Consider the following 4,433-nt stretch of genomic DNA (forward strand, 5'->3'; position numbering starts at 1 on the left):
ATTGATGATAGTGTTATATTAACTTGATTAGCGATAAAGACAATAGGAGACTTGTGTTAGATTATCTTAGTTGACCTAACACGAGCTATCTCGATATCTTCTTAGCGAATGAGTTTCTTGTTATTAAGCAAATTTTGGTAGTATCGACTTGTTCTGCTTTAAGCTAGTGACTTCGACGTAGCCGTTTGGACACTAGCTGCTGATTCTCGGTATCTATGGTGGGAATCCGATTAAGTGGTTCTGAAAAAATGAGGGGTCAGGATGGTCTAGAAAATGTCTACCCCTTGACTAGTATTAAAGGTTAGGGGGAGTTGTTTATGAGCTGTTGCCATTGGTATGACCTTCTTTCCAATTAATAATTTGTTTAACGAGCTGACTTTGTTGACGTATGATCTGTTTGTTCTCCCACCATCATGGCAAAGACGACCTCTGTTAATATCATCTCTTTCTCTTCAGGTGCGTGTGTGAGATAAGATAAATCTAATGTACCTGATTCAAAAAAACAACTGATGTGTTCATTTTTGCTCCTCCTTATGATTAGGAGAAGATATCAAGATGACGCGTTGAGTTCATTCTGACACAATTTTTAGTCAATGTAAAAGTGGCTAACTCGTGCTTTTGGGGTAAGATTGTCGCTTTTTTTTGCTAGTGACAATCAACGAACCTTGTTATACCAAGTCTTAGGAAGGTTTTTCCTAAGAAGCGACTAGTTAAAAAGGCATGAGTTAGGCAAGTGGTTCTTTTCACTGCCATCAATTAGACTAAGACGTAGATCTGAACCCTGTTGGGAAGTCGTAGTCAATCAAAAGAAAAGAGAAGATGACAGAATCAGTCTTGTTACAGAGCATAGTACAGAAATTGGCTATACAGCTGAGGGAAGACTTTAAAACCATCAAGGCACGACTTAGGTATCTTCAAAAGAACTAAATCTTCATGATGAATTTTTCAAGCTGATATCTAACAAAATAAAAGGCTGTTCTTGAAGAGGGCTGACAGAATCGACTATTACTTTACAAATAAGCTATTAGGATGAGACGCTGCGACAAGGAATCCCTCTTTTTCTTAAATTATGATAGATAGTAGGTGCTGAGATCTGACAGTGCTTAGCGATTTCTCCAACAGATAAATCAGTTTCTTGGTAAAGTTTTAGGGCTTGATCCACTTCTTTGGTTCGACTAGGTCGTCCTAGTGTTGTTCCCTTTTCTCTAGCCGCCTCTAAGCCGGCGGTAACGCGTTCCCGAATTAACTCCGCCTCCATCTCGGCAAAGGCACTCATGACAGTAAAGAAAAAGCGACCCATCGGAGTAGAGGTATCGATGTTGTTTTGAATGCTGACAAAATTAATTTGCCGTTCTTCAAAGCTTTCAAGTAGCTGTAATAATTGATTCGTTCCTCTAGCAAGTCGGTCCAATTTAAAAATCACAAAGGTGTCACCAGGCTGTAAAGCAGCGAGAGCCTTGTTCAGCTCAGTTCGAACAGGCTTACGCCCACTTTCAAATTCTTTATAAAGGTGATCAACCCCATAGGTTTTAAGGGCTCGTTCTTGAGAATCAAATTTTTGATGATGAGTGCTAACACGCATATAACCGATAATTGACATAAAAATTCTCTCCTTTTTCAGTAAAATTTTAGAGACTAGTGTGTGACTTAACAAATGATCAACTAATGGGGGATATTAATAGGTAAGAAAAATAAAATGAGTGTCCCATTGACTCGTTTCTCTTTAAGTTGGTTAAGTCGACGTTCAAAAAAAGATTGAAAAAAATTCTTGACAAGTTCTATACGTCTATAATAAACTATAGTTTTTTACACATTAAAATAACAACTGTTTCTTAATTCTCTTTCTCATGACAAATCCCAATTTAACGGGATTATGCATTTTTGGAAGAGGGCTTTTTTGCGTTTTTCTTGCAACTATAACTAACTATAGTTTTTGACAGACTCTAAATCGCGTTATATCAAGCTTCATGAGTAGTTTGTAAAGAGGAAAGGATGTGTGAACTCAATGTCACTATACGCGTATATTAGGAAAGACTATCCCGTTTCAACGGTGGAACAATTAGACATGTTACGAGCGTATAAATGCCAAGAAGTGTTTATCGAAGAGACCGATGTGTCAATGGAGTGTGAATTGAAGCGACTCTTAGGGATTCTCGCTGAGCAGGATCAATTATTAGTCTATGATTTACGGGTTTTTGCTAAGAATACTAAGGGCTTTAGAGAGTTACTTAATGGCTTAAGCGAGCGGCATATTCGATTGATCAGCTTACAAGATAAACTAGATACAGAGCTGTCGCCTAATTTTTATACCGATGTCTTAAAGGTTCTGGAAATGGAAGAGAGGCATCGGAGTTATTTGATTCGAACTAGCATAGAACTGGCTAAGCAACAAGGCCGTATAACAGGCCGCCCGAAAGTAGATCATCGAACCATTGATCAGATTGTGTTTCTCTTTGAACAACAAGGCAAGACGATGAGAGAAATTGCGGAAATCTGCGAGGTGTCATTGGGAACCGTTCATAAATATGTGAAAAAAAAGAATCAGCGCTAAGAAAAGCGTGAGGAAAGGAGGGCGACGATGTCAAGGAGAGTGAAACAAAGAAGACGTGACGATATGAGCAATGAGTTTATCCCTTCTTATCGTAAAAAAAGGCGCTCCCATTCTTCACAGTCAAGTCGGCCCTCATCGAGCTACCGTTCGAGAGAAGACGGGCGCAATCGGAAACGATCTGTCTCGTCTAGACAACCGAAAGTAGTGACCCCTGCCCCACCCACTATAGGAAAGCAGGCGATCCGCTTAAGTCTTAACTTATTATTTTATGTTTGTACCTTAAGTTTAATTGGCAGTTCGGTGGTCTTTGCGGCAAGTAGTAATCAAAATAAATCAATTTTTGGTTACCGTGTCTTTAGTGTCTTGACGAACTCCATGGTGCCACGAGGAGACAAGCCACCGAAGGGCGGTTTTTATGCTGGGGATGTGATCATTGTCAAAGACATCCCAGGGGATCAAGCAGAGGTTGGCGATGTCATTACTTATCGGCCAACGATGGAAAGTAAGGCCTTCTTAACCCATAGGGTGGTAGAAAAATTACCAGAATTAGAAGGAACCGAAGGGACTTACTACATCACTAAAGGGGATGCCAATAACACGGAAGATATCCCCATTAGCGCGAAACAAGTCGTGGGAAAAAAACTGGTTGTCCTTCCAAAAATCGGCTCTATTTTGAAGTTTGTTAGAGAGAATTTTGTGATTTCGACGATTTTTCTCGTGTCACTCTTTGGGTTTATCTGGGTGATACGCATGTATTTTTTTAGTTAAACAAGAGGGAATCAAGCGATGATATTATCTGCTTTCTTAATAAGGAAGCAGTGATATATATATAAATCAATTCCATAGGAGGAAAGACAATGAAAAGCAAGAAGAAAAAGCTTTTAGTAGTAGCCAGTGGGTTAGCCCTTATCGCGTTAGCAGCTGGGACGTTTGCTTGGTTTACAAGTAAAGATGATGTAACCAATAAATTTGAAGGGCAAATTGCCGGGAATGACGTGCAAATCGTCGAGACCTTTACCCCAGAAAAAGATTGGACACCAGGGGAGGAGGTCAACAAGGATGTGGCAGTAGCCAACGTTTCTGAATACGATGCGCTGATTCGTGTGAAATTTGATGAAGTGTTCAAAAAATTAGCAGATAGTAATGAAATTTACTACAATGGCACAGATTATGTTTGGGCATCCGGTCCTAATAAAGGAACCAAACTAACGGCAGCGCCAGCGGCGCCCTATGCAATGCCTTCATCAGCTAATTATGCTGGGACAGGTGGGTTAGGATTTACCGATGTGACAGCCAATTTAACGGCCGCAGTTGATAAGATCACGATTGACGGAACAGAGTATAGCTTCAAGTTATATGAAAAGAAAACCAAAGAAGCAGGCACGACCCCAGCAGGCGATCCGACCCCAGCTGAGTATACGTATGCGGCTCAGTGGGAAGCCGCAGATGGTAAAAAAGCCAAAGGCTACATCGGAAACACTTCTGGTAATGTGGCACGTGACAAAGATGCCAAGTTAACCCTAAAAGATCCTGCACGTATCAGTTTAGTGGATGCTACTTATGTCACGACGACAAAAGATTGGGCAGCGACAGGCGCGTTGTATGACAAGTTGCCAACAGTAGACACAACCACTTACAAAGCCTTTTCAGATGATAACATTCATTTATTCTTTGATAAAGTGACAGCAACGCCAACAGTGGATAACTGGTTCTTTAATAAAGGCGATGGATATTTCTATTATGTTGGAAAAGTTTTACCAGGGTCGCAAACAGCTCAATTGTTAGACAGCGTGAAATTGATGGAAGCAGCTGATAATAGCTATAGCTTGATCAAATTTGATTTAAAAGTTAACACAGAAGGCATCCAAAACGTGAAACAAGC

4 protein-coding genes are annotated in these 4,433 nt (G+C 40.3%); 3 read left to right on the top strand and 1 reads right to left on the bottom strand.

Annotated elements, in window-relative coordinates; all coding sequences use genetic code 11:
• Positions 1-1,024: 1,024 nt before the first annotated feature.
• Positions 1,025-1,600, bottom strand: coding sequence for a recombinase family protein (locus AC5KOD_RS01530; protein ID WP_496912788.1), 576 nt, complete (start codon positions 1,598-1,600; stop codon positions 1,025-1,027).
• Between the two features lie 405 nt (positions 1,601-2,005).
• On the opposite strand from AC5KOD_RS01530, the gene AC5KOD_RS01535 reads away from it, so the two are divergent.
• From AC5KOD_RS01535 to AC5KOD_RS01545, 3 genes are all read left to right on the top strand, one after another.
• Positions 2,006-2,551 (top strand): recombinase family protein, encoded by a 546-nt coding sequence (locus tag AC5KOD_RS01535; protein ID WP_496912789.1) that lies wholly within the window; start codon positions 2,006-2,008, stop codon positions 2,549-2,551.
• Positions 2,552-2,578: 27 nt separating this feature from the next.
• The gene (locus AC5KOD_RS01540) at positions 2,579-3,319 is read left to right on the top strand and encodes a signal peptidase I (protein WP_496912790.1); all 741 of its coding nucleotides are present in this window, start codon (positions 2,579-2,581) and stop codon (positions 3,317-3,319) included.
• 89 nt (positions 3,320-3,408) lie between these two features.
• Positions 3,409-4,433: BsaA family SipW-dependent biofilm matrix protein (locus AC5KOD_RS01545; protein ID WP_496912791.1), on the top strand; the 1,025-nt coding region annotated here is incomplete at its 3' end.

The organism is Vagococcus sp. WN80Y (assembly GCF_059621045.1).